The organism is Caulobacter sp. 1776, from assembly GCF_040545685.1.
In the GTDB taxonomy this organism is placed as follows: domain Bacteria; phylum Pseudomonadota; class Alphaproteobacteria; order Caulobacterales; family Caulobacteraceae; genus Caulobacter.
The window spans coordinates 361,764-384,138 of record NZ_JBEPMI010000005.1 but is presented as its reverse complement, the minus strand read 5'-3'; the positions used below and the strand labels follow the sequence as shown (position 1 = coordinate 384,138).

Here is a 22,375-nt window from a genome sequence, read left to right as displayed (position 1 = left end):
AAGGCCAGCGTTCGCCCCGCGTCACACTCCGACGCTGCAGCAACACGGTCCTGCCCCGATGAAGACCCTGCGCCTCTCCACCGCCGCGCTCACACTGGCCGCCGCCGCCTTCGCCGGCTCGGCCCTGGCCCAGACGACGGCGCCGCAGACCACCCCGGCCGATCCGTCCTCGATGCCGTCGACGGCTCCGGCCACGACCACGACGCCGCCGGCCTCGGATCCGACGACCCAGGCCGCCCCGGCGACCCAGACCTCGCCGGAGACCGCGGCTCCCGCCGACAGCGCGGGCACCCCGACCTCCGCCACGGCGCCGGCCACGGACGAGAAGACCGCCGCGACCGACGACAAGACGGCCAAGAAGCACAAGAAGCACAAGAAGCCGGCCGAAGAGCCGACCGCCCCGGCCCAGCCGCAATAAGACAAGTTCGCATCAACGAAGAAGGGCCCGTGGCTTCCGCCGCGGGCCCTCGTCATTTCGGATGCAGGCCAGCGCCTATTCGACGCCGAGCTTCTTGCGGAGAAGCTCGTTGACCGTCCCCGGATTGGCCTTGCCGCCGGTCGCCTTCATGACCTGGCCGACGAACCAGCCCAGAGCCTGGGGCTTGTCCTTCACGGCCTCGGCCTTGTCGGGATTGCCGGCGATCAGATCATCGATGGCCTTCTCGATCGCGCCAGTGTCGTTGATCTGCACCAGGCCGCGCTTCTCGACGATCTCGGCGGGGCGACCCTCGCCAGCCCACATGTGCTCGAAGACCTCCTTGGCGATCTTCGACGAGATCGTGCCGTTCTCGATCAGCTCGACCAGTTGGGCGATGTCCGAAGACGGCAGCGGCGAGCTGGCGATCTCGTGGCCGCCGGCCGACAGCTTCGACAGCAGCTCGTTGGTCACCCAGTTGGCGACCAGCTTGGCGTCGCGGCCTTTCGCGGCCGCCTCGAAATAGTCGGCGCGGTCGCTCTCGATGATCAGCACGCCGGCGTCATAGGCCGACAGGCCGTACTGGCTCTGCAGGCGCGCCTTCTTGGCGTCCGGCAATTCCGGCAGGGTCGCTTCCAGGTCCTTGACCCAGGCCGGGTCCAGGATCAGCGGCAGCAGGTCGGGATCGGGGAAGTAGCGATAGTCGTGCGCTTCTTCCTTGCTGCGCATCGAGCGGGTCTCGCCCTTGGTCGGATCGAACAGGCGGGTCTCCTGGTCGATCTTGCCGCCGTCCTCCAGGATCTCGATCTGGCGACGAGCCTCGTACTCGATGGCCTGCTGGATGTAGCGATACGAGTTGACGTTCTTGATCTCGCAACGCGTGCCCAGGTGGCTGAAGCTGCCCGTCTCGCGGAACTTCTCGTAATCGCCCGGACGGCAGACCGAGACGTTGACGTCGGCGCGCAGGTTGCCCTTCTCCATGTCGCCGTCGCAGGTGCCCAGATAGACGAGGATGGTGCGCAGCTTTTTGACGTAGGCGGCCGCTTCTTCCGAGGTTCTCATGTCCGGCTTGGAGACGATCTCCATCAGCGCCGTGCCCGCCCGGTTCAGGTCGACATAGGTCGCGTTCGGATCCTGATCGTGCAGCGACTTGCCGGCGTCCTGCTCCAGGTGCAGGCGCTCGATGCGGACGTCGAAGGTCGTGCCGTCGTCACGCTCGACCGTGACGACGCCCTCGCCGACGATCGGCTGGTCGAACTGGCTGATCTGATAGCCCTGCGGCAGGTCGGGGTAGAAATAGTTCTTCCGGTCGAAGCGGCTCTTCAGGTTGATCTGAGCCTTCAGGCCCAGGCCGGTCTTCACCGCCTGCTCGACGCAAAACCTGTTCAGGACTGGCAGCATGCCTGGCATGGCCGCGTCCACGAGGCTGACCTGCTCGTTCGGACCCGCGCCGAAGCCGACGGCGGCGCCGGAGAACAGTTTCGACTTGCTGGCCACCTGGGCGTGGACCTCGAGGCCCAGAACGATTTCCCAGGGGCCGGTGCGGCCTTGGATCACTTTGGAATCTTGCGTCATGGCCGTCTCTCTACATCAAGCCGGCCGGCCCGGAAAAGCTTCGGATGCGGATCGCGGCCCATCTCGTGTCGCCAATCACCAGTCCCGCGCTGAAGGTCTTTTCTCAGCAAGCAGGGCCGTTCGCTTCAATTTCGCGAAATAAGGCGACACTTCGTCAAAACACGTACCATTGCGAGGCACGGGAACCGCCCAGTTATCGCACCGTTCATTTCTCCGAACAGCTCACCTCGGAGGTAGAAATGACCACCGCCCGCCCTACGCTTAATTTCGACGCCCCGGAACCGGTCACGACGACTGATCCCAATGCTTCGGCTCTGTTTCCGACCCAGCCAGTCTATGCTCGCACGCCGAAGAAGAAGGCGTCCGGCAACCTGCCGCTTCTGGTCGGCGTCCCGGTCCTGGCCGTCGCCGCCGGCGCCTTGATCTGGGGCATGAGCGCCAACCGCGCCGAAGCCCCGACCGATCCGCAGTCGCTGAAGGTCGCCGCCGCCGAGTCGCCAGCGCCGCGCGCCACGCCGGTTCCGGCCAATGTCGCCGCGACGCCGTCGCCGATCCCGCAGCCGACCGAGATCGCTTCCAATACACCGGCCCCGGCCGCCCGTTCGACCGCGCCGCGCGCCGCCGCCCCGGCTCGCCCGGTCGCCCGCCGCGCCGCCCCGGTCCGTGAAAGCGCGCCCGACGCCGAGAGCGCCTCGACCAACGTCAGCGCCACCGTCCCGGCCGCGCCGACCGTGAGCGCCCCGATCGCCCAGCCGGCCCCGCTGGTCGTCCCGCCGCCCGCCGCGCCGCAGCCGGTGACGCCGGAACCCAGCAATCCGATGTAGTCCCCTCTCCCTCCCAAGAGAGATCCCAAGAAGAAGGGCGGCCCCGCGAGGAGCCGCCCTTTTTCTAGATCACCACCATTTTTCGGCCTTGGCCGAGAAGCCCGCGGCCTTCTCGACGGCCCCGGCGACCGAGAACACCGTCCCCTCGTCGAGGGGCTTGCCGATGATCTGCAGGCCCAGCGGCAGGCCGTTGGCGTCGAGGCCAGCCGGCAGGCTGAGACCGGGCAGACCGGCCAAGTTCGTCGTCACCGTGAAGACATCGTTCAGGTACATGGCGATCGGGTCGTTGCTGTTCTCGCCCAGGCCGAACGCCGCCGACGGCGCGGTCGGGGTCAGGATCGCGTCGCACTGCGTCCAAGCGTTGTCGAAGTCCTCGGCGATGCGGCGACGCACCTTCAGCGCCTTCAGATAGTAGGCGTCGTAATAGCCGGCGCTCAGCACATAGGTGCCGATCAGGATGCGGCGCTTGACCTCGTCGCCGAAACCCGACGCGCGGGTGTTCTCGTAGATCTCGGTCAGATTGGCGCCGTCCTCGCGCAGGCCGTAACGCATGCCGTCGTAGCGGGCCAGGTTCGACGACGCTTCGGCCGGCGCCACGATATAGTAGGCCGGCAGGGCGTACTTGGTGTGCGGCAGGCTGATGTCGACGATCTCGCAGCCGGCCTCCTTCAGCCAGGCGATCCCGTCCTGCCAGAGCTTCTCGATCTCGGCCGGCATGTTGTCGACGCGGTATTCCTTGGGAATGCCGATCCGCAGGCCCTTGACCGACTTGCCGACGAACTGGGTGAAGTCCGGAACGGCGACGTCGAGGCTGGTCGAGTCCTTGGGGTCATGGCCCGACATCGAGGTCAGCAACAGCGCCGCGTCCTCGACCGTCTTGGCGATCGGGCCGGCCTGGTCCAGCGAGCTGGCGAAGGCCACGACGCCCCAGCGCGAGCAGCGGCCGTAGGTCGGCTTGATGCCGACCGTGCCGGTGAAGGCGGCGGGCTGGCGGATCGAGCCGCCGGTGTCGGTGGCCGTAGCCCCCAGGCAGAGGTCCGCCGCGACCGCCGCGGCCGAACCGCCGGACGAACCGCCCGGCGTCAGGGCCTTGTTCGAGCCAGCCGAGCGCCAGGGGTTGGTGACCGGACCGAAATAGCTGGTCTCGTTCGACGACCCCATGGCGAACTGGTCGAGGTTCAGCTTGCCCAGCATCACCGCGCCGTCACGCCACAGCTGGCTGGTCACGGTCGACTCGTAGGTCGGGATGAAGGTCTCGAGGATCTTCGAGCAGGCCGTCGTCCGCACGCCCTCGGTGCAGAACAGGTCCTTGATCCCCAACGGCGCGCCTTCCAGCGGGCCGACCTCGCCCAGCGCCCGGCGGGCGTCGGACTTGGCGGCCATGTCCAGCGCCCTGTCCGGCGTCTCCAGGATGTAGGCGTTCAGGCCGCGCGCGGCCTCGACGGCCTCGATGTGGGCCTTGGTGAGTTCGACCGAGGTGAATTCACGCTTGGCCAGCCCGTCCAGGGCGGCCGTCAGGGTCAGCTTCGTCAGGCTGCTCATTATTCCACGACCTTCGGCACGACGAAGAAGTTGTTGATCGACTTGGGCGCGTTGCTGGTCACGCGGGCGGGATCGCCGCCCATGGTGACGACGTCGTCGCGCAGCGGCAGGCCGGCGGCCACGACGCTGGTCAGTGGTTCGCAGCCGTCGGTGTCGACCTCGGCCAGCTGCTCGATCCAGGTCATGATGCCGTTGAGCTCCTGGGCCAGGGCCTCGATGCGCTCCTCGGGTTCGGCGATGCGGGCGAGCCGGGCGACCTTCCGCACCGTGGCGGCGTCAATGGCCATGGGGATCTCCTGAAATTCGAGAGCGTGGGTTAGCGGTCCCCGGAGGAGGTTTCAAGCATGCCGGCGCCTGATATGGAGGGACATGCCCGTTCTCGACATCGAAGCCTTCGCCGCCGCCCTCCCCGAATACGCGCCGATCGTGGGCCTGGACCCTGGCGAGAAGACTCTCGGCGTGGCCGTCTCGGACGTCACCCGCACCGTCGCCAGCCCTCTGGCCCTGATCGAAAAGACCAAGTTCACGCAGGACGCCGAAGCACTGTTCAAGCTGATGGACAGCCGCGGCGCGGTCGGCATCGTGGTCGGCCTGCCGATGAACATGGACGGCACCGAAGGCGTGCGCTGCCAGTCGAACCGCGCCCTGGCCCGCAACCTGCTGCGCCTGAAGCCGGAGCTGCCGATCACCTTCTGGGACGAGCGCCTGTCGACGGCGGCGGTGACCCGGGTGCTGATCGAGGAGCATGACGTGAACCGCAAGCGACGGGCCGAGGTCGTGGACAAGATGGCGGCGGGGTGGATCCTGCAGGGCGCCCTGGAGCGGATGCGGGGGCTTTAGACCGGTCTCTTGCCCCCTCCGCGCCTGCGGCGCTCCTCCCCCGCAGGGGGAAGAAGGATCACCGTCTGCCCCCTCCGGGGGCGGACGACCGCGCGGAGCGTGGTCGGGTGGGGGCAAGTGACATCGTCCTCACGCCTCGTTCTCCCGCGAGGGGAGAAGATTGAACACCCGCATCCCGACGAGCGTTCGGTCGACCGCGCTTCCCTTCCCCGCCAAAGCCGCCTAAGACGCGGGCTCATGACGGCTTCAGCCCATGACCCCGCCCGCGCGGCCCTCGACGCCATCCGCGCCCGCGTCTTCGCCTTTCCCAAACGCCATTTCCTGTCCGCCGGCGACCTGAACGCGCCTCAGGCGACGGATCTGCTGGACTTGGCCGAGGCCTTCGTCGCCTTCAACCGCCAGACGTCCAAAAGCCTGGACATCCTGCGCGGTCGGACGCTGATGAACCTGTTCTTCGAGAACAGCACCCGCACCCAGAGCTCGTTCGAGCTGGCCGGCAAGCGCCTGGGCGCCGATGTCGTCAACATGAATCCCAAGACCTCGTCGGTGGCCAAGGGCGAGACCCTGATCGACACCGCCGTCACCCTGAACGCCATGCGCCCCGACCTGCTGGTCGTGCGCCACGCCTCGTCGGGGGCGGCGTCCTTGCTCAGCCAGAAGGTTAGCGGCCACGTGGTCAACGCCGGCGACGGCCAGCACGAGCACCCGACCCAGGCCCTGCTGGACGCCTTGTCGATCCGCCGCGCCTTCGGCCGAGTCTCCGGCCTGACCGTGGCGATCTGCGGCGACGTGCTGCACAGCCGGGTTGCCCGCTCGAACGTCGCCCTGCTGCACACTCTGGGCGCCAGCGTGCGCCTGGTCGGTCCGCCGACCCTGATGCCGTCCCAGGCCGAGCGCTGGGGCGTCACGGTCCACCACGACATGAAGGCGGGCCTGGCGGGGGCCGACGTCGTCATGATGCTGCGCTTGCAGCTGGAGCGGATGCAGGGGGCGTTCGTGCCCTCGACCCGCGAATATTTCCGCTTCTACGGCCTGGACCGGGAAAAGCTGGCCCGGGCCGCGCCCGGGGCCAAGGTCATGCATCCCGGCCCGATGAACCGCGGCGTCGAGATCGACTCCGATGTCGCCGACGATCCGGCCGTCAGCCTGATCCAGGACCAGGTCGAGATGGGCGTCGCCGCCCGGATGGCGGTGCTGACCAGCCTCGCGGCTCGACTGGAGGCCGACCAATGACCGCCGCCCAGCCCCTCGCCCTCGTCAACGCCCGTCTGGTCGATCCGGAAAGCGGTTATGACGGTCCCGGCGGCGTCATCGTCTCCGAAGGCGTCATCGCCGATGTCGCCAAGGGCCGCGAGTTCGGCAAGCTCTCCAAGGCCGTGCGCGTCGTCGACTGCGGCGGCGCCCTGCTGGCGCCGGGCCTGATCGATCTGCGCGTCCGCACCGGCGAACCCGGGGCCGAGACCAAGGAGACGCTGGCGTCAGCGGCCCGCGCCGCGGCGGCCGGCGGCGTCACCTCGTTTGTGGTCCAGCCCGACACGGCCCCGGCCATCGACGATCCCAGCGTCGTCGACTTCATCCTGCGCCGGGCCCGCGACATCGACAGCGCCCGGATCCTGGTGGCCGGGGCGGCGACCAAGGGCCTCGCCGGCGAGCAGATGGCCGAGATCGGCCTGATGCGCGAGGCCGGCTGTGTCTACATCACCGACGCGGGCAAGCCGATCGTCGACAGCAAGGTCATGCAGCGCGTCCTGACCTACGCCAAGGGCTTCGACACCCTGCTGGCCCACCGCCCGATGGACCCGTGGCTGGCCAAGGGCGGCGCGGCGATCGGCGGCGAGTTCGCCGGCCGCATGGGCCTGCCCTCGATCTCGCCGATGGCCGAGCGGATCATGCTGGAGCGCGACGTCGCCCTGCTGGAAGCCACGGGCGGCAAGCTGCTGGTCGACCAGATCACCTCGGCCCAAGCGTTGGAAACGCTTCAGCGCGCCAAGAAAAAAGGCCTGCGGATCAGCGCCTCGGTGTCGATCAATCACCTGTCGTTCAACGAGCTGGACATCGGCGACTACCGCACCTTCGCCAAGCTGAACCCGCCCCTGCGCGGCGAGGACGACCGCCAGGCCCTGATCGAGGCGCTGGCCAGCGGCCTGATCGACATCGTCGTCTCCTCGCACAGCCCGGCCCCGGCCGAGGACAAGCGCCTGCCGTACGACGAGGCCGCGCCCGGCGCCGTGGGCCTGGAAACGCTGCTGCCGGCCCTGTTGAGCCTGTACCACGACGAACGCATCGCCCTCGTCGACCTAATCCGCGCCGTCACCCTGGCGCCGGCCGCGCTGCTGGGCCTGCGCGGCGGCCGCATCGCGCCGGGCGCTCCGGCCGACCTGGTTCTGTGCGACATCGACGCGCCGATCATCGTCGACGCCGCCAGGCTCCTGTCGAAATCCAAGAACTCGCCGTTCGACGGGCGCCGCCTGCAGGGCCAGGTGCTGATGACGGTGGTCGACGGGCGGGTGGTGCACCGGGCGGAGGGGTAGCGCCTCCGCTTTTTGCCCCCGCCTCGACTCTGCACTAAACCTAATCCACAACTTTCGCTTGCGTAGCGGTTGAATTCGCGCGCAACTCGCCTTAGGGTCGAACCGTGCAAGATCTCGCCGCCACCGTCTACTTGACCCTCGCGATCGCCGTCGTCGGCGGCTATCTGCTGGGCTCGATCCCGTTCGGGCTGATCGCCACGCGGCTGGGCGGGGCCGGCGACATCCGGCAGATCGGCTCCGGCAATATCGGCGCGACCAACGTGCTGCGCTCCGGCCGCAAGGACCTGGCGGCCATCACCCTGCTGGGCGACGCCGGCAAGGGCGCGGTCGCGGTGCTGCTGGCCCGTTGGCTGACCCACGACAACGCCGCCATCATCGCCCTGGCCGGCGGCGCGGCGTTTCTGGGCCACCTGTTCCCCGTCTGGCTGAAGTTCAAGGGCGGCAAGGGCGTGGCCACCTTCTACGGCGTGCTGCTGTCGGCCGCCTGGCCGGTGGGAATCGCCGCCGGGGCCACCTGGTTGGCCATGGCGTTCCTGTTCCGCATCAGCTCGCTGGCGGCCCTGACCGCCGCCGTCCTGGCCGCCCCGTTCGCCCTGGCCTTCGACCAACCCTATGCGATGGTCGGCCTGTGCCTGTTCATGGCCGTGCTGATCTTCATCCGCCACCGCGAGAACATCGCCCGCCTGCTGAAGGGCCAAGAGCCCAAGATCGGCAAGAAGAAGGACGCGGAGGCGCCGCCGCCCGTTGTCGACGCGCCGTGACGCCGGGCCGCCTCTCGGACATCCAGCGCTTCGCCTGGCTGCGCCTGGCGCGCACCGAGACGGTCGGCCCTGTCGCCTTCGACCATCTGATCGCCCGCTATGGCACGCCCGAGCGGGCCCTGTCCGCCCTGCCGGACCTGTCCCGCCGAGGCGGCCGCGCCGTCCCGCTGTCCCTGCCGCCCCGCGAAGCGATCGAGCAGGAGCTGGAGGCCGGCGCCAAGCTGGGCGCGCGCCTGCTGTGCGGCTGCGAGCCTGACTTTCCACCCCGCCTAGCCGCCCTCGATCCGCCGCCGCCTGTCCTCTGGGCCCTGGGCCGCGCCGAGCTGCTCTCCGAGCCTTGCCTGGCCATCGTCGGCGCTCGCATCGCCTCGGCCGCCGGCCAGCGCTTCGCGCGCCAGCTGGCGACGGACCTGGGCGCCGCCGGCCACGTCGTGGTCTCTGGCATGGCGCGCGGCATCGACGGCGCGGCGCACGAGGGCTCGCTGGCCACCGGCGCCGTCGCGGTGCTGGGCGGTGGGGTCGGCGACGTCTATCCGCCCGAGCACGACAAGCTGCACGCCCGCCTGGCCGCCGAGGGCTGCATCGTTTCCGAGAGCGCGCCTGACCGCCGCGCCCAGGCCAAGGACTTCCCGCGCCGCAACCGCATCATCTCGGGCCTGTCCCTGGGGGTCGTGGTCGTCGAGGCCGAGCTGAAGTCGGGGTCGCTGATCACCGCGCGCCTGGCCGCCGAGCAGGGCCGCGACGTCTTCGCCGTGCCCGGCTCGCCGCTGGACCCGCGCTCGAAGGGCGCCAACGACCTGATCCGCCAGGGCGCGATCCTCTGCGAGGGCGCCGAGGACGTGCTGCGCTCGCTGTCGGGCCAGATCCACCTGCGCGAGCGCGAGCGTCCCTACGCCGCCGAACCGCCCGCCGACATCGACCACGACGCCCTGCGCGAACGCGTCGCCGCTCTGCTGTCGCCCACGCCCGTATCGCGCAACGACCTGGTCCGCGCCGCCGGCGCGCCCGCCTCGGCGGTGATGGCGGCCTTGATCGAGCTCAGCCTGGCCGGCCGGGCGGAACTGCTGGACGGCGGGCTGGTCGCCGTCGTGTAACGTCCGGCGGTCGTCGCGCGAACCTCTCCGAGTCGCCGACCAGGAGAAGCGCCGATGGATGCTCAGGCCATAGAGAACATGCTCGCCGTCGCCGTGCGGGCCGGCGACGAAGGCCGGCTGGACGACGCCGAGGCGGCCTTCCGCGCCGTCCTGGTCATGAGCCCCGGCCACGACGACGCCCTGTTCGGCCTGGGCCTGAACCTGATGATCGCGCGGCGTTTTTCCGAGGCTGTCGAGCCGCTGGCTCGGGCCGCCGGGGCGGCGGACGCCGAGCCGGTGCGCCGCCAGTGCTTGGCCCACGCCCTGTTCCTGACCGGAGCCTTTTCCCGCGCCGCCGAGACCTTCGCGGCCGCCGACACGGTCGAGCCCCTGCCCGACGGCGCGCGGCTGACCTGGGCCCGCGCCGCGGCCTACGCCGCCCTCGAGCGCGCTCCAGCCGAGGCCGCCCTCGAGCTCTACGCCCGCATCGCCGGTCCGCTGGCCGAGCCGCTGGAGACGGTGGCGAACGAAGGGTTCGGCGTCCTGGTGGCGTTCCAGCGCCTGGACGCGGCCCGCGCGCTCGGCGCCTGGCTCGAGGCCCGAGATCCGACGAACGTGGTTCGGGCCCACGAACTGCGGGTGCTGGTCGACCCGGACATCGATCGCGCGCCGCCGGCCTATGTCGAGGCGCTGTTTGACGACTTCGCCGAACGGTTCGACCGCCAGCTGGTCGACATGCTGGGCTACGACGCCCCCAAGCTGCTGTCCGACCTCGTGGCGCGTCAGGGCCGACGGTTCGAGCGCATCCTCGACCTGGGCTGCGGCACCGGCCTGGCCGCGCCGCATCTGCGGTCCTTCGGCGGACGGCTGACCGGGGTCGACCTCTCGGCCGCCATGCTGGCCAAGGCCGCCGAGCGCGGCGATCACGACACGCTGGTCCACACCGAAGCCGTCGCGTTCATGGAAGACCACCCCGGCGGCTTCGACCTGATCGTGGCCGCCGACGTCCTGATCTATTTCGGCGACCTGGCGCCGGTGTTCGCCGCCGCCGCCGGAGCGCTGCCGACCGGCGGCCTGCTGGCGATCAGCACCGAACTGGGCGAGCGCGGCTGGCGGCTGCTGTCCTCGGCGCGCTACGCCCATGGCGACAACTACGTCCGCAAGACGTCCGCGCCGTGGTTCCAGGTCGTCGAGCGCGAGGAGATCCCGCTGCGCCGCGAAGCGACGGGCGTCACCACCGGCTGCCTCTACGTGCTGAAAAGGCTCTAGCCGCCTCGCCGCGCGCCCTTGGCGAACAGCAGGTCCGACCACCGCCAGCGACCGCCGCCAAGGGCGAAGCGGGCCGAGCCGGGGCCGTCGTTCAGGGAGATCAGCACCAGGCCGCGCATCGGCTCGGCGCGACAGGCCGCCGGGGCGAAGGCGACCTCCATCATGATCATCTCGCGCAGGCCGGCGAGGCCGTCGCCCTCCTCGCCGCTGACCCGGGCCCAGTCGCCGCTCCAGACCAGCGGGGCGCGGCCGGCGTCGACCGTGGCGCCGTGGGCGCGCAGCAGCGAGGCCCGGGCGCGGGGGTTCTTGCGCAGCCCCTCCTGCAGCAGGCGGACCATGTCGCAGCCCGCTCCGCCGCCTCCGCCGCCGCTGCCCGAGCCGGCGGTCGCCGCGCCCGTCAGCTCGGACTCGCCGAGGCCCATGACGGGACTGGGCGCGGGATCGCGGCTGGCCACGAAGGTCGGGACATTTTTCGGCGGCGTCGTCTTGGTCACGCGCAGGGGTGAACGTGGCGCGGCCTTGGGCGCGGCTTTCGGCTTCTCGGGCGACGGCGGCTTGGTCGGCGCCTTTACCGGCGACTTGGGCGCGTCGTGCGGCGCGGGCGGCGGCGGAGGGGGCGGCGGCGGAGGCGGCGGTGGCGGCGGATCGACCAGCGAGACCATGATCGACGGCGGTTCGGGCGGTGACGGCGTCACATGGGCGGCGAACAGCACGGCCAGGGCGGCGACATGCGCGCCGATGCTCACGACCAAGGCCGCGCCCTTCCCGCCGCGTCGTCTCCAATGCGCCATCAGCTCACCAGGCCACGGGCCGAAGCGCCGACCCAAGACCTCTGCAAATCACGCCCCCGCGTCAGGAACGTGGCGATTGGTGACGCTTGACGTTCGGGGTCAGACCGACAGGTCGACCAGCAGGCCGGTGCCGGCGGCCGGGGCGGCGCGCACGGCCTGCTTCAGCCGATCGGCGATCTCCGCGCGTTCGGCGTTCGAGGTCACGGCCTTGATCGGTTGGATCGGCGAGACATAGGCCTCGGTGGCGATCCGATTGACGGTCATGTCCATCAGCGGTCACTACAGTCGCAAAACTAGCCTTCGCATTGTCGCGCGACGGTCTTAACAAGCGCCTACCAGGCGCCCAAGCCAGACTGTTTATCGGGGGCCGCGTTGACAGACCCCCATACAAGCCCCCACTTTCCCGGCGCTCGCCTCCAGGGCGATCCGCTTTCCAGCCCAGAGTCAGAATGAACGTCGTCGTCGTCGAGAGCCCGGCCAAGGCCAAGACCATCAACAAGTACCTCGGGTCCGACTACACGGTTCTCGCCTCGTATGGCCACATCCGTGACCTGCCGTCCAAGGACGGTTCGGTGGAGCCCGACAACGACTTCGCCATGAGCTGGGAGGTCGACGCCAAGGCCTCCAAGCGCGTCGCCGACATCGTGGACGCTCTGAAGAAGGCCGACCGCCTGATCCTGGCCACCGACCCGGATCGCGAGGGCGAGGCGATCAGCTGGCACGTGCTGGAAGTCCTGAACAAGAAGAAAGCGCTGAAGGACAAGGCCGTCCAGCGCGTCACCTTCAACGCCATCACCAAGACGTCCGTGCTGGAGGCCATGGCCAATCCGCGCGACGTCGACATGGAGCTGGTCGAGGCCTACCTCGCCCGCCGCGCTCTCGACTACCTGGTCGGCTTCACCCTTTCGCCGGTGCTGTGGCGCAAGCTGCCGGGCAGCCGCTCGGCCGGCCGCGTGCAGTCGGTCTGCCTGCGCCTGATCGTCGACCGCGAGATCGAGATCGAGCGCTTCAAGACCCAGGAATATTGGACCGTCGACGCCGACGTCTCGGCCGGCGCCGATCCGTTCCTGGCTCGTCTGGTCAAGCACGAGGGCAAGAAGCTCACCAAGTTCGACCTGAACAACGAGGCTTCGGCCCTGGCCGCCAAGGCCGCGGTGAATAACGCCGTGTTCAAGGTCGCCGCCGTCGAGAAGAAGCCTGGCAAGCGCTCGCCCGCTCCGCCCTTCACCACCTCGACCCTGCAGCAGGAAGCCGCCCGCAAGCTGGGCTTCTCGGCCCAGCGCACCATGCAGGCCGCCCAGAAGCTGTACGAAGGCATCGACATCGGCGGCGAGACCGTCGGCCTGATCACCTATATGCGGACCGACGGCGTGTCGGTCGAGCCGGAGGGCATCGCCGAGGCTCGCAGCGTGATCGGCAGCGTCTATGGCGCGCCGTACGTCCCCGAGACCCCGCGCTATTACAAGGCCAAGGCCAAAAACGCCCAGGAGGCCCACGAAGCCATCCGCCCGACCAGCCTGGGCCGCAACCCCGGCTCGCTGCGCCTTGAGCCGGACCTGGGCCGCCTGTACGAGCTGATCTGGAAGCGGATGATCGCCTCCCAGATGGAAAGCGCCCGTATCGAGCGCACCACCGTCGACCTGGAAAGCGCCGACGGCCAGACCGGCCTGCGCGCCACGGGCCAAGTCGTGCTGTTCCCCGGCTATCTGGCCGTCTACGAGGAAGGCCGTGATGACGAGGGCGACGAGGACAGCGCCCGTCTGCCGGTGATCGAGGAAGGGGCTTCGGCCAAGGTCATCGAGGCCCGGGCCGACCAGCACTTCACCGAACCGCCGCCGCGCTATTCGGAAGCCAGCCTGGTCAAGAAGATGGAAGAGCTGGGGATCGGCCGTCCGTCGACCTACGCCTCGGTCCTGACCGTGCTGCGCGACCGCGAATACGTGAAGATGGAGAAGCAGCGCTTCGTCCCCGAGGACAAGGGCCGCCTGGTCACGGCGTTCCTGGAGCAGTTCTTCAAGCGCTACGTGGAGTACGACTTCACCGCCGCCCTGGAAGAGCAGTTGGACCTGGTCTCCGACGGCAAGCTGGACTGGAAGCAGTTCCTTCGCGACTTCTGGAAGGACTTCCACGCCGCCGTCGGCGAGATCGCCGAGCTGCGCACGACCAATGTCCTAGACGCTCTGAACGAGGCCCTGGGCCCGCACATCTTTCCGGACAAGGGCGACGGGTCCGATCCGCGCCTCTGCCCGACCTGCCACAGCGGCCAGCTGTCGCTGAAGACCGGCAAGTTCGGCGCCTTCATCGGCTGCTCGAACTATCCGGAGTGCCGCTACACCCGCCAGCTGGGCGTGTCGGAAGGCGACGGCGAGGCCGAAAGCGCCGACAAGGAGCTGGGCGTCAATCCCGCGACCGGCCGCGCCGTGTGGCTGAAGAACGGCCGCTTCGGACCCTATGTCGAGGAGCTGGCGGCCGAGGGCGACAAGCCCAAGCGCTCGTCCCTGCCCAAGGGCTGGATCGCCTCGGCCATGGACCTGGAGAAGGCCCTGCGGCTGCTGTCGCTGCCGCGCGAAGTCGGCAAGCACCCGGACGACGGCAAGGTCATCACGGCGGGCCTGGGACGCTTCGGGCCGTTCGTGCTGCACGACGGCACCTACGCCAATCTCGAGAACGCGGACGAGGTCTTCGACGTCGGCCTGAACCGCGCCGTCGCCATCCTGGCCGACAAGCGGGCCGGCGGCGGACGTCCCCAGCGGGCCGCCGCGGCCGCCCTAGCGGAACTGGGCAATCACCCCGAGGACGGCAAGCCGGTCCGCGTGCTGTCGGGGCGCTTCGGCCCCTACATCAAGCACGGCGACACCAACGCCAACGTGCCCAAGGGCAAGGACCCGGCCTCCCTGACCATGGACGAGGCGGTGGCCCTGATCGCCGAACGCGCGGCCAAGGGCGGCGGCAAGAAGCCGGCCAAGAAGGCCGCCGCGCCGAAGAAGGCGGCGGCGAAGGCGCCCAAGGCTGAAGGCGCCGACGCGCCGGCCAAGAAGACGGCCGCGAAGAAGCCCGCCGCCAAGAAACCAGCGGCCAAGAAAGCCGCGCCCAAGGCCAAGGCGATTTCGGATGACGGCGCCGCGCCGTGGGACGACGACGCCTAATCTGTTCAGGCAGGCGGGAGGGGAGTAAACTTCGAGCATGACGACGCTGGAACGTCCCCTGCCCCTGCACGTCGTGGTGTCCGCGCTGATCCTGTGCTGCGTGGGCGGTTTCGCCATGGGCCTGACCAACGCGATGAAGATCGATCGCGGCGGGGCCGAGCTGTCCAAGCAGCCGCTGGCCGAGGTCTCGGGCGTGCCGGTCAAAGACGCCGCCCCCGCCCTCGCCTACGAACCGCCGCCGGTCGAGAAGCCCAAGCCCAAGGCCGTCGAGGTCGAGACGGCCGAACAGGAAGCCCCGCCGACCGCCCCGATCATCGAGGCTCCCCCCACGAACGCCGCGCCGCCGCCCGAAGCCGCGCCCAAGCCGGCCGAGCCCCAGCCGCCGAAGTCGATCGAGGATCTGTACTAGACCTCAGCGCTTCCGGTCGGCGGCCAGCGCCACCGGCCGCACGTACTGGTCCAGCAGGTCCAAATAGGCCGCCGTATGGGTCTCCAACGCGTGATTGCCCGCGCCCGGGATCGTGACGAACACCTTCTTCGGCGCCGTCAGCCCATCGAGCCAAGCCTTGGCCATCGGCGCGGGCGAGCTCGTGGCTTCCTCGCCCTGAATCACGAAGACCGGAACCTTCAGGTTCGAGCCTAACGAAGCGTAGTCAAAGCCTTCGCCCCAGGCCTTGCCCAGAACCTGCTCGTTTCGCGCCGCCGCGCCCTGGGCGGCCATCAGTTCGTCCATCGTCCAGTGCGGCGCGCTCAGAGCTTCCTGCATCGGGTTGGCGGGCACGGGCGGACGGTACTTGACGAACACCCGCTGGAAGGCCGCCACGCGGGCCGGATCCCGCGGCTGCCGCCACACATCGGGTCCGGCCAGCTTCAGATCGGCCAGCGAGGCCTCATCCTTGGCCGCCGTCGCCAGTCGCAGCAGTCGTTCATAACCGAACTGCTCCCGCTCGGCGCGGGGCTTGGTGATCTGTCCGGCCGCGACATAGGCGCTGAACAGCTCGGGCTTGGCCTGGACCATCTTGACCGCCAGTGTCGAACCGAAATTGACGCCCAGCAGCACGATTCTGGCCTTGCCGAGCCTGGCGCGCAGGTCGTCGCTCAACTCCAAACCATCCTGAACCAGGCGGTCGATCGTCAGGTCCGGTCCAATCGTCCCGCCGTTAGCCACGAAGGTCTTGCCCGCGCCGCGCGGATCCCATTGAACGACGGTAAAATCCTTCTCCCAAGGTTGGAAGGTTCGGACATAGGGGCTGAGGATCGCGCCCGGCCCGTCGACCTGGGTCCCGCCGACGATCAGCAGCACCGGATTGGCGCGGTCCGCGCCCCGGATCGTCACCCACTGTTTGATCCCGCCGATCTGGACGAAGTCCTCCTCGTCGATGCCGTTCGGGCTGGTGACGGCGTAGGCGCTGGGCGCTTGTTGCGCGGAGACCGGGTCAGCCAATGTCGCGGTGATCGCGGCGCAGGCCAGCAGGGTGCGAAAGGTCATCGGGCGTTCCGGATTACGATTGTAGATTTTATGCGAGACTACATGTGTAAACCCATACGTCAAGGCAACCTTCAACCCTGTTTGGCGCGTTTCCCTTGGCCATCCGGCCCTCGAACGGGTTAAGGCAGGACATGGCCAAAATTCGCCCGCCCCAGTCTTCCAAGGCTAAGACTCTCAAAACGAAGCCCGCCGCCGGGCTGCCGGACCGCGAGACGCTGCTGGCGTTCCTGCGCGACGCCGGCGAGACCGGAAAGGCCGACATCGCCCGCCACTTCGGCCTGAAGGGCGCCGACCGTCGAGCCCTGCGCGAGATGATCCGCGAGCTGGAGGCGCAGGGCGCCCTGGCCAAGCGCGGCCGCAAGGGTTTCGCCGAGGCCGGCTCCCTGCCCCCGGTCGGGGTGGCCGACGTGGTCGAGCGCGACGCCGACGGCGAGCTCTATGTGAAGCTGACCAAGTCCGACGACGACGTCCCCAACGTCCGCCTGGCCCCGACCAAGGGCGAGGCCGCCGCCGGCGCGCCGGGCCTGGGCGACCGGCTGCTGGTCCGCTTCGAGCGCCTGGAGACCGGCGAGTTCGAGGCCAAGCTGATCAAGAAGCTGGGCCAGAGCGCCCACAAGATCCTGGGCGTCGTCCGCAAGCAGCGGAAGGAAATCCGCGTCGAGCCGGTGGACCGGAAGTCCAAGGAAAGCCTGATCCTCGACCCCAGCGTCGCCCACGACCTGAAGGACGGCGATCTGGTCATCGCCCAGGTCGGTACGCATGGCGGCCGCTACGGCCCCAAGCCCGGCAAGGTGCTGGAGGTGGTCGGGACCGAGGACGATCCCCGCGCCGCCTCGCTGATCGCCATCCACAGTCACGGCATCCCGACCGGCTTCTCCGAAGAGGCCGAGCGCGAGGCCAAGGCCGCCGTCGAGCCGACCCTGGCGGGCCGCGAGGATCTGCGCCAGCTGCCGTTCGTGACCATCGATCCAGTGGACGCCCGCGACCACGACGACGCCGTCTACGCCCACCCGGACGACGACGCGACCAATGTCGGCGGCTGGGTGGTCTGGGTGGCCATCGCCGACGTCGCCGCCTATGTCCGCCCCGGCTCGGCCCTGGACCGCGACGCCCGCGAGAAGGGCAACAGCGTCTACTTCCCCGACCGCGTCGAGCCCATGCTGCCCGAGACCCTGTCGAACGGCCTGTGCTCGCTGCGCGAGGGCGAGAACCGCGCCACGCTGGCGGTGCGGATGGTGTTCGACAAGTCGGGCCGCAAGAAGGGCCACAAGTTCGTGCGCGGCCTGATGCGCTCGGCCGCCAAGCTCTCCTACGAGCAGGCCCAGGCCGCGATCGACGGCCAGACCGATGACAAGACCGGCCCGCTGCTGGAGCCGATCCTGCGGCCGCTGTGGGAGGCCTATCGGACGATGAAGATCGGCCGCGACGCCCGCTCTCCCCTGGCCATCGAGAGCGACGAGCGCCGGATCATCATCCGCGAGGGCGAGATCCTGTCGATCACCAAGCGCGCCAGCCTGGAGGCCCACAAGCTGATCGAGGAGATGATGGTGCAGGCCAATGTCTGCGCCGCCGAGAGCCTGGAGGCCAAGCGCTCGCCCCTGATCTACCGGGTGCACGACACGCCCAGCCTGGAGAAGGTGCAGAACCTCGCCGACTTCCTACAGACGATGGAGATCCGCTGGGACAAGGGCCAGGCCCCGCAGACCGCGCGGTTCAACAAGCTGCTGGACGAGACCCGCGAGAGCCCGAACGCGGCGATCATCAACGAGGTGGTCCTGCGCACCCAGATGCAGGCTCACTACAACAGCGAGAACATCGGCCACTTCGGCCTGAACCTGGCCAAGTACGCCCACTTCACCAGCCCGATCCGCCGCTATGCCGACTTGATCGTCCACCGGGGCCTGATCCGGGCTCTGGGCCTGGGCGACGATGGCCTCACCGACCAGGACATCGCCCAGATCAAGGACACGGCCGAGGTCATCACCCACGCCGAACGGCGGGCCATGGCCGCCGAGCGCGACGCCACCGACCGCTATATCGCCGCCTTCCTGGCCGACCGGGTGGGCGCGACCTTCGCGGGCCGGATCACCGGGGTCACGCGCTTTGGCCTGTTCATCAAGCTGACCGACACCGGCGCCGACGGCCTGGTGCCGGTCTCGACCTTGGGAGCGGAGTTCTTCGTCCATGACGACCGGATGCACGCCCTGGTCGGCGAGCGGACGGGCAAGCGCTGGCCGCTGGGCCTGGCCGTCGAGGTCAAGCTGGTCGAGGCCACGCCGGTGACCGGCGGCCTGCTGTTCGAGATGCTCAGCGAGCCGCTCGCGCCCGATCCGAAGGCGCCGCGTTCGAGGCTTGGCGCGCGGCGGCAGGCGGCGGTGAAACCGCGCGGCGGCCTGCCCAAGGGCGTCCGGCGCGGCAAGCGGCGCTAGGGCGCGGTGATCGCCGCCTCCAGCCGATCGGCCATCATCCGCTGATCCGCCGCCGACGGATGCCAATGGCACGCCCCGCGGTCCATGTCGGTGATCCGCACGGCCGTCGCGCCGGCGCGGTCGGCGACCTGGGCGACGTCGTCGGCGAATGTGTCGCCGGCGATCAGGAAAAAGCGCGCGCCCGGCCGGCTGACCTTCAAGCCCTGCACGAAGGCGACGTAGGTGTCGCGGTAGTCCTTGCGCAGCGCCGCCTCGTCGGCCCACGGCTCACCGGCGTGCAGGGGCGTCGAGAAGTCGTTGGTGCCGAGGCCGATCACCACCACCTCGGGTTTCCAGGGATCATCGGCGGTCACGCGTGGCTCGGCCTGACCCGGGATCAGGCGCGGGAACAGCACCGGCAGCGGCTCACCCGCCGCGATACCGTTGTAGTTCCGCACCACGCCCCGGCCCGAAAACGCCTCGATCCGATAGTCGGCGTCCAGGCGCGCCGCCAGGATCGGCCCGAAGGCCTGGCTGGTGTCGGTCAGGTCGTGGACTTGGCTCTCGGTGCAATCGCGGCTGGTCGAGCGGACGCCGTAGCCGACGGTGTGCGAGTCGCCGATGAACTCGATGTGGCGCGGCCGTGACGGCGCGGGCAGCGCCCTGCCCGGCTCGACGAAGAAGCCGCCGAACTGCGCCGAGCCGGTCTGGCTTTCGGTCAGCTTGTCGATGCGGATGGTGTGTTCGCCAGGATTAAGGTCAGCGAACGTCACGCGCGTTGTGTCGGGTGACTTCAGTTCAACCCTACGCTCGCCGTCCACGCTAATCGCCAGGTGCTCCGCCTTGGGATCGACGGATACAGTGACCGACGGCCCGGTGAACCGCCCCTCGAAATAGACGCCCGGCCAGCCGAAGTCGTACGCGCCGCCCGGAGCGGGCGCGACACGGCCGCCGATGTTCAGCGGCAGTGGGGTCTGGACGATGGCGGCGGCGAGAAGCAGAGCAAGCATGGCCCCTTCTCATCCGGGATGCGCGCCGCGTCAAACCTCGCTAAGCAGAGCCATGCGCGCCGAGATCGAACCCTTCCACGCCATCGCCATCAGCCGGCTGGCTCACCAGCTGAAGCAGGAGGGCCGGTCGATCATCCACATGGAGTTCGGCCAGCCCTCGACCGGCGCGCCCAGCACGGCGCTGGCCAAGGCCCACGAGATCCTCGACGCCGAGGCCATGGGCTATTGGGAGAGCCCGCTGCTGCGCCAGCGGATCGCCGAGCGCTACCAGACCCTCTACGGCGTCACCGTCGAGCCCGAGCGGATCGTTCTGACCTGCGGGGCTTCGCCGGCCCTGGTGCTGGCCCTGTCCAGCGTGTTCCAGCCCGGCGACCGCATCGCCCTGGCCCGGCCCGGCTATGTCGCCTATCGCAACAGCCTGAAGGCCTTGCACCTCACGCCCGTCGAGATCGCCTGCGGGCCGGAGGATCGCTTCCAGCTGACCGCCGCGCACCTGGCCGCGCTGGATCCCGCTCCGGCCGGCGTCATCGTCGCCAGCCCGGCCAATCCGACCGGCACGATCATCGCGCCCGAGGAGCTGGCGGCGATCGCCAAGGTTTGCCGCGAGCGGAACATCCGCATCATCAGCGACGAGATCTATCACGGCCTCAGCTACACGGGCCGCACGCCGTCGATGCTGGAGTTCGCGCCCGACGCCCTGATCGTCAACAGCTTCAGCAAGTACTTCAGCATGGCCGGCTGGCGGCTGGGCTGGCTGCTGACGCCGCTCGGCGAGGATCTGGATCGCGCCCGAGCCTATGTCGGCAACCTGTTCCTGACCGCCCCGTCGCTATCCCAGCACGCCGGCCTGGCGGCGATGGACTGTCTCGACGAGCTGGAAGGCCACATCGCGGTCTATCGCGCCAATCGCCAGCGGATGCTGGACGCCCTGCCGGCCCTGGGCCTGCGCAAGATCGCGCCGCCGGACGGGGCCTTCTATATCTGGGCCGACATCGGCCACCTGACCGACGACTCGCTGGGCTTCTGCCAGCAGTTGCTGAACGACACCGGCGTGGCGACCGCGCCGGGCGTCGACTTCGACCCGGTCGAGGGCCACCGCTTCATCCGCTTCAGCTTCGCGGTCTCGACGGCGGAGGTCGAGGAGGCGCTGCGGCGGATCACGCCGTGGTTTGAACGGCGGACTCAGCAGGCCCCCACCTGATCGCTACGCGATCGTCCGCCCCCGAAAGGGGCGGAAGAAGCGCGATCCGTCTTCCCCCTTTGGGGGAGGAGCGCCGTAGGCGCGGCGGGGCAAGTGACCTCTACTTCCGCTCCAGATAATCCAGCGCCATGAACACCTCGGCCTTCACGCCGGTCTCCAGCACCGCCTCGTCGACGTCGAAGAACGGCGAGTGGTTGGCGGGCGCCGTCGCCGCCGGCACGTCGGCCTTGCGCCCGCCCAGTTGGACGAACACGGCCGGGACCTTCTGGGCGTACATCGAGAAGTCCTCGGCCCCCGTCACCAGCGGCGCGTTGTCGTCGACCTTGCCGGGCAAAGCCTTCAGCAAGCTGGCCTTCACCCACTTGGACAGTTCGGGATTGTTGTAGGTCACCGGATAGGGTTGGGTGAACGCCACCTCGGCCTTGGCGCCGTAGCGGTCGCCGATGGCGGTCACCGCCTTGGTGATCTTGTCGACCAGCTGCGCCTTCCGCTCGGGCGAGAAGGTCCGCATCGTCCCCTGCATCGACAGGTCCTCGGGGATGATGTTCTGGCGCATGCCCATGTTGATCATGGCGATCGTCACCACCGAGGGCGAGGCGCCGACATCGACCTGGCGGGCGGCGATCTGGTTCATGGCCTGGACGATGTCGGCGGCGATGCTGGCCATGTCGATGCCGGCCCAGGGACGCGCGCCGTGGGTCTGCTTGCCCTTCACCGTGATCGTGATGCGGTCCGAGCCGGCGTAGAAACCCTCGGCGCGGTAGTTCAGCAGGTGGGCGTCGGCCGGGCCGATGTGGACGCCGAAGATCGCGTCGACCTTGGGCTGGTCCAGCGCGCCGTCCCGGATCATCAGCTTGGCGCCGCCCTCCTCGCCGGCCTGCGGGCCTTCCTCGGCGGGCTGGAAGATCAGCACCACCGTGCCCTTGATGTCGGCCTTCATGCCGGCCAGCACCGTCGCGGTTCCCAGCAGCATGGCCACGTGAGTGTCGTGACCGCAGGCGTGCATGACCGGCACGGTGCGGCCCTCCCAGGTCGCCGTGACCTTGGAGGCGAACGGCAGGCCGGTCTTCTCCTCGACCGGCAGGGCGTCCATGTCGGCGCGCAAAGCGACGACCTTGCCGGACTTGCCGCCCTTGAGGATCCCGACCACGCCGGTCTTGCCGACGTTCTCGCGGACCTCGAAGCCCAGGGCCTTCAGCTCCTTGGCGATCAGGGCCGAGGTGCGGACCTCCTGATTGCCCAGTTCGGGGTGTTCGTGGATGTCGCGCCGCCAGGCGACCACCTTGGGCTGGACCGCCTTGGCGGCCGCCTCGACCTTGGCGGCGGGCGCGGCGAAGGCTTGTGAGTTTAGGCCCGGCGCGCCCAGGGAAAGCCCGGCGACCAGCGCCAGGGTCGAAATCCGTCCGATCATCATATGCCCCTCACCAAAAAGCGCGCGAGCTTGGGACGCGTCGCCCGAAGCGGTCAAGCACGCGACGGCTGACGCCGCGTCCCCCTATG

At 69.4% G+C, this 22,375-nt stretch carries 20 protein-coding genes; 12 read left to right on the top strand and 8 right to left on the bottom strand.

Going from position 1 to position 22,375, the window contains the following annotated elements; all coding sequences use genetic code 11:
• The first annotated feature begins 58 nt into the window (after positions 1-58).
• Positions 59-418 (top strand): proteophosphoglycan 5, encoded by a 360-nt coding sequence (locus tag ABIC66_RS15570; RefSeq protein ID WP_354071178.1) that lies wholly within the window; start codon positions 59-61, stop codon positions 416-418.
• 75 nt (positions 419-493) lie between these two features.
• Here ABIC66_RS15570 and gatB read toward each other — a convergent pair whose 3' ends face one another.
• Positions 494-1,990: an Asp-tRNA(Asn)/Glu-tRNA(Gln) amidotransferase subunit GatB gene (gene gatB, locus ABIC66_RS15565; protein ID WP_354071177.1), complete on the bottom strand. Its 1,497-nt coding sequence runs from the start codon at positions 1,988-1,990 to the stop codon at positions 494-496.
• A gap of 239 nt (positions 1,991-2,229) precedes the next feature.
• Here gatB and ABIC66_RS15560 point away from each other — a divergent pair, with 239 nt between their 5' ends.
• Positions 2,230-2,814, top strand: coding sequence for a hypothetical protein (locus ABIC66_RS15560; protein WP_354071176.1), 585 nt, complete (start codon positions 2,230-2,232; stop codon positions 2,812-2,814).
• A 69-nt stretch (positions 2,815-2,883) separates the two neighbouring features.
• On the opposite strand, the gene gatA is transcribed toward ABIC66_RS15560, so the two are convergent.
• Positions 2,884-4,356 (bottom strand): Asp-tRNA(Asn)/Glu-tRNA(Gln) amidotransferase subunit GatA, encoded by a 1,473-nt coding sequence (gatA, locus tag ABIC66_RS15555; RefSeq protein WP_354071175.1) that lies wholly within the window; start codon positions 4,354-4,356, stop codon positions 2,884-2,886.
• Entirely contained in the window at positions 4,356-4,643 is a 288-nt protein-coding gene (gene gatC / locus ABIC66_RS15550) for an Asp-tRNA(Asn)/Glu-tRNA(Gln) amidotransferase subunit GatC (protein WP_354071174.1), read from the bottom strand. Before gatC ends, gatA begins: the two co-directional genes overlap by 1 nt.
• An 82-nt stretch (positions 4,644-4,725) precedes the next feature.
• Here gatC and ruvX point away from each other — a divergent pair, with 82 nt between their 5' ends.
• From ruvX to ABIC66_RS15520, 6 genes are all read left to right on the top strand, one after another.
• On the top strand, positions 4,726-5,196 hold the full coding sequence (gene ruvX / locus ABIC66_RS15545) for a Holliday junction resolvase RuvX (protein ID WP_354071173.1): 471 nt from the start codon (positions 4,726-4,728) through the stop codon (positions 5,194-5,196).
• A 237-nt stretch (positions 5,197-5,433) separates the two neighbouring features.
• Positions 5,434-6,429, top strand: a complete 996-nt coding sequence (locus tag ABIC66_RS15540) for an aspartate carbamoyltransferase catalytic subunit (protein ID WP_354071172.1) — start codon at positions 5,434-5,436, stop codon at positions 6,427-6,429.
• Positions 6,426-7,727 (top strand): dihydroorotase, encoded by a 1,302-nt coding sequence (pyrC, locus tag ABIC66_RS15535; RefSeq protein WP_354071171.1) that lies wholly within the window; start codon positions 6,426-6,428, stop codon positions 7,725-7,727. Before ABIC66_RS15540 ends, pyrC begins: the two co-directional genes overlap by 4 nt.
• Positions 7,728-7,831: 104 nt before the next feature.
• Positions 7,832-8,488, top strand: a complete 657-nt coding sequence (gene plsY, locus ABIC66_RS15530) for a glycerol-3-phosphate 1-O-acyltransferase PlsY (protein ID WP_354071170.1) — start codon at positions 7,832-7,834, stop codon at positions 8,486-8,488.
• Complete coding sequence (dprA, locus tag ABIC66_RS15525; protein ID WP_354071169.1) at positions 8,485-9,582, top strand: DNA-processing protein DprA; 1,098 nt, start codon at positions 8,485-8,487, stop codon at positions 9,580-9,582. The genes plsY and dprA overlap by 4 nt, the downstream gene beginning before the upstream one ends.
• 78 nt (positions 9,583-9,660) lie before the next feature.
• Positions 9,661-10,830 (top strand): methyltransferase, encoded by a 1,170-nt coding sequence (locus ABIC66_RS15520; RefSeq protein ID WP_354071168.1) that lies wholly within the window; start codon positions 9,661-9,663, stop codon positions 10,828-10,830.
• Here ABIC66_RS15520 and ABIC66_RS15515 read toward each other — a convergent pair.
• Together ABIC66_RS15515 and ABIC66_RS15510 are read right to left on the bottom strand one after the other, a co-directional pair.
• Complete coding sequence (locus tag ABIC66_RS15515; protein WP_354071167.1) at positions 10,827-11,621, bottom strand: hypothetical protein; 795 nt, start codon at positions 11,619-11,621, stop codon at positions 10,827-10,829. The genes ABIC66_RS15520 and ABIC66_RS15515 overlap by 4 nt on opposite strands.
• Positions 11,622-11,720: 99 nt before the next feature.
• Complete coding sequence (locus tag ABIC66_RS15510; protein ID WP_354071166.1) at positions 11,721-11,891, bottom strand: hypothetical protein; 171 nt, start codon at positions 11,889-11,891, stop codon at positions 11,721-11,723.
• Positions 11,892-12,070: 179 nt separating this feature from the next.
• Here ABIC66_RS15510 and topA point away from each other — a divergent pair, with 179 nt between their 5' ends.
• On the top strand, positions 12,071-14,767 hold the full coding sequence (topA, locus tag ABIC66_RS15505) for a type I DNA topoisomerase (RefSeq protein ID WP_354071165.1): 2,697 nt from the start codon (positions 12,071-12,073) through the stop codon (positions 14,765-14,767).
• Positions 14,768-14,804: 37 nt separating this feature from the next.
• Positions 14,805-15,176 carry a hypothetical protein gene (locus ABIC66_RS15500; RefSeq protein WP_354071164.1) on the top strand — a complete coding sequence of 124 codons (372 nt, stop codon included), beginning with the start codon at positions 14,805-14,807 and terminating at the stop codon, positions 15,174-15,176.
• Positions 15,177-15,179: 3 nt separating this feature from the next.
• Here the strand turns inward: ABIC66_RS15500 and ABIC66_RS15495 are convergent, their stop codons facing one another.
• Positions 15,180-16,256, bottom strand: a complete 1,077-nt coding sequence (locus ABIC66_RS15495) for an alpha/beta fold hydrolase (RefSeq protein WP_354071163.1) — start codon at positions 16,254-16,256, stop codon at positions 15,180-15,182.
• Positions 16,257-16,387: 131 nt separating this feature from the next.
• On the opposite strand from ABIC66_RS15495, the gene rnr reads away from it, so the two are divergent.
• Positions 16,388-18,685, top strand: coding sequence for a ribonuclease R (gene rnr, locus ABIC66_RS15490; RefSeq protein WP_354071162.1), 2,298 nt, complete (start codon positions 16,388-16,390; stop codon positions 18,683-18,685).
• Here rnr and ABIC66_RS15485 read toward each other — a convergent pair.
• On the bottom strand, positions 18,682-19,674 hold the full coding sequence (locus ABIC66_RS15485; protein WP_354071161.1) for an SGNH/GDSL hydrolase family protein: 993 nt from the start codon (positions 19,672-19,674) through the stop codon (positions 18,682-18,684). The two genes, rnr and ABIC66_RS15485, sit on opposite strands and share 4 nt — an antisense overlap.
• A 52-nt stretch (positions 19,675-19,726) precedes the next feature.
• On the opposite strand from ABIC66_RS15485, the gene ABIC66_RS15480 reads away from it, so the two are divergent.
• On the top strand, positions 19,727-20,875 hold the full coding sequence (locus tag ABIC66_RS15480) for a pyridoxal phosphate-dependent aminotransferase (protein ID WP_354071160.1): 1,149 nt from the start codon (positions 19,727-19,729) through the stop codon (positions 20,873-20,875).
• 100 nt (positions 20,876-20,975) lie between these two features.
• Here the strand turns inward: ABIC66_RS15480 and ABIC66_RS15475 are convergent, their stop codons facing one another.
• Entirely contained in the window at positions 20,976-22,286 is a 1,311-nt protein-coding gene (locus ABIC66_RS15475; protein ID WP_354071159.1) for an amidohydrolase, read from the bottom strand.
• Positions 22,287-22,375: the final 89 nt, after the last annotated feature.